Source organism: Streptomyces sp. N35 (assembly GCF_016464295.1).
Taxonomy (GTDB): Bacteria; Actinomycetota; Actinomycetes; order Streptomycetales; family Streptomycetaceae; genus Streptomyces.
The window spans coordinates 1-4,554 of record NZ_JAEIMH010000178.1; the positions used below are offsets into that span (position 1 = coordinate 1).

At 71.5% G+C, this 4,554-nt stretch carries 5 protein-coding genes; 2 read left to right on the forward strand and 3 right to left on the reverse strand.

Annotated features, from left to right (window positions below):
• Positions 1–206: 206 nt before the first annotated feature.
• Entirely contained in the window at positions 207–1,532 is a 1,326-nt protein-coding gene (locus JAO81_RS41590; RefSeq protein ID WP_199553204.1) for a glycosyltransferase 87 family protein, read from the forward strand.
• Here JAO81_RS41590 and JAO81_RS41595 read toward each other — a convergent pair.
• From JAO81_RS41595 to JAO81_RS41605, 3 genes are all read right to left on the reverse strand, one after another.
• A complete protein-coding gene (locus JAO81_RS41595; protein WP_016643127.1) occupies positions 1,511–1,744 on the reverse strand; it encodes a hypothetical protein in 234 nt (77 codons plus the stop codon). The two genes, JAO81_RS41590 and JAO81_RS41595, sit on opposite strands and share 22 nt — an antisense overlap.
• Before the next feature lie 9 nt (positions 1,745–1,753).
• Entirely contained in the window at positions 1,754–1,951 is a 198-nt protein-coding gene (locus JAO81_RS41600) for a hypothetical protein (protein ID WP_199553205.1), read from the reverse strand.
• Positions 1,952–2,029: 78 nt separating this feature from the next.
• On the reverse strand, positions 2,030–3,460 hold the full coding sequence (locus JAO81_RS41605) for an MFS transporter (protein ID WP_199553206.1): 1,431 nt from the start codon (positions 3,458–3,460) through the stop codon (positions 2,030–2,032).
• 94 nt (positions 3,461–3,554) lie between these two features.
• Here JAO81_RS41605 and JAO81_RS41610 point away from each other — a divergent pair, with 94 nt between their 5' ends.
• Positions 3,555–4,457, forward strand: a complete 903-nt coding sequence (locus tag JAO81_RS41610; RefSeq protein WP_199553207.1) for a helix-turn-helix transcriptional regulator — start codon at positions 3,555–3,557, stop codon at positions 4,455–4,457.
• Positions 4,458–4,554: the final 97 nt, after the last annotated feature.

The following is a 4,554-nucleotide window of genomic DNA, read 5'->3' on the forward strand; positions in this document are numbered from 1 at the left end:
CTAAGGAGAATTGAACTCCTGACCTCCTGCATGCCATGCAGGCGCTCTACCAACTGAGCTATAGCCCCTTGCTTGGTGTGTTCGCCCGGTTTCCCGTGGCGACGTCGACAACAGTACACGGTCACCCCGGTGCTCCACCAAATCGTTTGCCGTGGCCATGATCGTCCGCCGGGAGAAGGGTTCCGCAGCCGGTAACGTCGGTCGGCGTGACCATCCTGGGACGAACCGCCGCGCGAGCCGATGACGACCTGCACAAGGACGCCAGACGCCCTCTGCTGCTCGCCGCGCTCGTGTGCCTGGTCTCGTTCACGGCGTTCTGGATCACCCAGCGGCTGGCCGGCGTGACCCTCCTCGACGTGATGGTCTACCGCGCCGAGGGCTGGACGGTCCGCAACGGCGGCGACCTCTACGCGATGCAGGCCACGGTCTCCAACCTCCCCACCACGTACCCGCCCTTCGCCGCCCTGCTCTTCACACCGCTCACCCTGCTCGGCGTACCGGAGATGCGGACCTTCGCGACCGGCTTCAACCTGCTGCTCGTCCTGGCGCTCGTCTATCTGGCGCTGCGGCTCATCGGTATCGAGGACCGCGCCAAGCGCCTCGCGCCGGCCCTGCTCATCGCCGCCGCCCTCGTGTGGTGCGAGCCCGTGTGGACGACGCTGCGCTACGGGCAGATCAACCTGCTGCTCGCGGTGTTCGTGCTGGGGGACCTGACCCGCCGCAAGGACAACCGCTGGGCGGGCATCGGGATCGGTCTCGCCGCCGCGATCAAGCTGACGCCCGCGCTGTTCGCCGTGCTCCTCGCGCTCGCGGGCATCGTCGTGGCGGTGCGCCGGGCACGGGCCGCACAGCCGTGGTGGAACCCGCATCTGCGCCGGGCCGCCATCGCCACCTGCACGTTCCTCACGGTCACCGTGGCGTCCGCGGTCGTCCTGCCGTACGACTCGAAGCGGTTCTGGACCGAGATGGTCTTCTCCGCGAGCCGCCCGGGCCAGGCCGAGGACACCGCGAACCAGTCGCTGCGCGGCGTGCTCGCCCGTCTCCTGCACACCACCGACCCGGGCCTGTGGTGGGTGCTCGTGGCGGCCGTGGTGGCGCTCTTCGGCCTTGCGGTGGCGGTGAGTTCACTGGTCGAAGGCCGTACGGCATGGGCGGTCACCGCCTGCGCCGTGACCGCTCTGCTGATCAGTCCCGTGTCCTGGTCGCATCACTGGGTGTGGATCGTGCCGGTCCTGATGCTGCTGGCCGCCGAGGCCCGGCGCCTGGGCAGTCGCGCGCTCAAGGCGGCGACGGCGACGGCGGCGGTGATCTTCTGCTCGTACTCGCTCTGGTGGGTCCCGCACGCCGGCACCAGCACCACGGTGCGGCCCGAACTCGACCAGAACGCGGGCGAATTCCTGCTCTCGGCCGGCTATGCGCTGGCCGGTATGGGATTCCTTGCGCTTGCGGCTCTACGGGTACGGGGAGCCGGGCGCGAACCCGTGAAGGTCCCCGCTCAGAGCACCGGCTCTCAGGCCGTCGCGAACGAGTAGAAGCGCTTCAGAGTGCAGTGCTCGTCGAGCAGCCGTCCGTAGATCGGCTCCCCCTCGAGTTCACGGTAGGTCTCGATGGGGTCGCCCTTTATGATCAGCGCCCGCGCGCACTCCTCGCACCAGTACTGGTAGTCGGGGTTGACCGGTTCCATGTCGCGGACGATCGGCGTACCGCTGCCGCACCAGTCGCACTTCCTCCTGTGGGCGCCCATGTGTTCCGCTCAGCTCCAGCTGTGGCCGCAGGCCGTGCACACGTAGGAGATCCCGCCGTTGTCGCCGAGCACCTGGGCGACATGGGTGGAACCGCAGGACGGACAGATGAGGGAGATCGGTGCGGGGGTGGTGGGGAGCTGCTCGCAGCCCTGGGTCTCGGCCACGTCGAGGAGGTTGCCGTCCTCCTCGAGGCTGCTCCCAGGCATCGTGCTTCTCCCTCCCGTGGGACCGCCGTCGTCCCCCGATCCCGGCCCGCTCGATTGTGCCACGGTCGTCCGGATGGGTCAGCGACGCGCGCGTACCAGTCCGGACACGGCGCCGAGAAAGGCGGCCCCGGCCAGCGCGTATGCGGTGATGAGGAGGGCGTCCGCGGATTCCTGGGCGCCGCCGAGCGGCCGGCTCAGGAAAACGGTGCCGAACACCGCCACCCCGGACAGCTGACCGAGCTGCAGCACGGTGGTGAGCAGTCCGCTGGCGTCCGCGGCGTCCTCGGGCCGTACGGTCGCCAGGGCGCGCGTGAAGGTCGGGCTGTACGCGAGCGACATCCCGGCGCCGCCGGGGGGGAACCCCCCCCCGAGCCCCCCTCCCCCGCTCCCTCCGCCGCCCCGCGCCACCCCCCGCGCCGGGGGGGCCGCCCCGGCCAGCGCGAACCCGCCCGGAACCAGCGCCCGTTGGAGCGCCGCGGGCCACTTGCGCCAGGTGAGACCGATCACCCCGAAGAGCACCGCGCCAGGGGCGAAGGTGAGCCCCGTGCGCAGCGCGCTCTGTCCGAGCCCACCCTGCAGATGCAGCGCGAGCACGAACATCAGGCCGGCGTTCCCCGCCATCACCAGGGCGATCCGCACCACCGCGAGCCCCATCCCGGGCACCCGCAGCACCTGCGGCGCGATCAGCGGGGCGCCGCCGCGGCGGGCCAGCCTCTTCTCGTACGAGGCGAAGAGGGCGAGCAGCACGGCGCTCGCGGCGAGCGAGAGCCAGGCCCACAGCGGCCAGTCCTGCTCCTGTCCGAGCACCAGGGGAACGGTGAACAGCGATACGGCACCGGCGAGCAGCAGCATTCCGGGCAGATCGAAGCCGCGCGTACGCGACGGGGGCCCGTCGGCGGGCAGGACGCGCGGGCCGAGCACCAACAGGGCAATCCCCACCGGCACGTTGACCAGGAACACCGGCCGCCAGCTCGCGCCGAACAGGTCCGCGCTGACCAGGACACCGCCCAGCACCTGCCCGGCCGCCGCACCGCCCGCCAGGACCGCCGCGTACACCCCGAGTGCCTTCGCCCGCGCCTCGCCGGAGAAGGTCCGCTGGATCAGGCTGAGCACCTGCGGGATCATCACGGCCGCGCCCGCGCCCTGCGCGAGCCGGAAGCCGATGAGCTGGCCGGTGCTCTGGGCGAGGCCGCAGGCCAGCGAGGCGACCGTGAACAGGGCGAGCCCGGCCAGATACATCCGCCGGTGCCCGAACCGGTGGCCGAGCCGGGCCCCGGTGATCAGGAGCACCGCGTACGCGATCGTGTAGCCGGCCACCACGAGCTGCAGCCCGGCGCCGCTCGCACCGAGCTCGGTACGGACCGTGGGAGCGGCGACATTGACGATGAAGACGTCGAGCAGGGCCATGAACTGGGCCGCGAGCACCACCGCGAGCAGCCGGCCGGGACGGACGGCAGGGCGGTTGTCGGTCCCTGGCGGTTTACTGGGATGTGCGGTTGTCGTCGTCATGCCACCGAGCGTGACGGCGCGGCGGTACGGGTAACGAGAGCCCGCCGATACGGGTACTGACAGCACCTGGCAGACCCGGCGGAGCGGCTCGACCATGGGGGACGTGACGACTTTGGCGACGGAACACAGGACGGGCCGCAGACGCCCGGAGCTGGCGGCCTTTCTGCGCAGCCGCCGCGCGCGGGTGACACCGGCCGACGTCGGCATGCCCGGGGGCCTGCGCCGCCGCACGCCGGGGCTTCGCCGCGAGGAGGTCGCGCAGCTCTCCGGAGTCGGCGTGACCTGGTACACGTGGCTGGAGCAGGGCCGCCCGATCAACGCATCGGGCCAGGTGCTCGACGCGGTGGCCCGCACCCTGCGCCTGGACCGCTCGGAGCGCGAGCACCTGTACCACCTGGCCGAGGTGCCGCTCGCGCCCGACGCAGAGGACCTCGCGTCCGGCCTTCCCGAGGTGGACGCCGAGATCCAGGACATCATCGACGCCCTCGACCCACGGCCCGCGGTGGTCTACAACGCGCGCTACGACATGCTCGCGACGAACTCCGCGTACCGCGATCTCTTCTTCGTCCCGGCGATGAACGCGACCGGGCGCCCCAATGTGCTGTGGGCGCTGTTCACGGTCGGCGACGAGGACTGCCCCGTGGTGTTCCGCGAGACCGAACTGCCGCTGATGGTGGCCCAGTTGCGCGGCGCGTACGGGCGGCATGTGGGCGAGCCGGTGTGGGAGTCGTTCATCGGCGACCTGTCGGCGGCCAGCCCGTTCTTCGCGCGGCTGTGGGCGAGCGGCGACGTGGTCCCGCCGGGTCCGCGGGTGAAGACCTTCCGGCACCGGGCGGTGGGCGAGATACGCATGACGTCCGTCTCGCTCTCCATCAACGGCATGCCGGACTGCCGCATCGTCGCCTACACCCCGGCGGATGAGGTGAGCACGGACCGCCTGGCGGCCGTACGGGAGCAGTGCTGCCCGCCCACCTCATCGCCGACGCCGGCCCCCTGACGGGGGTGTGGGTGGCGAAGCCCCCACAACGAGCGGCGAAGCCGCGCAGAAACGAAGAAAGCGACCCGGTCCGCACTTTCTGCGGGCACAGGGCGCC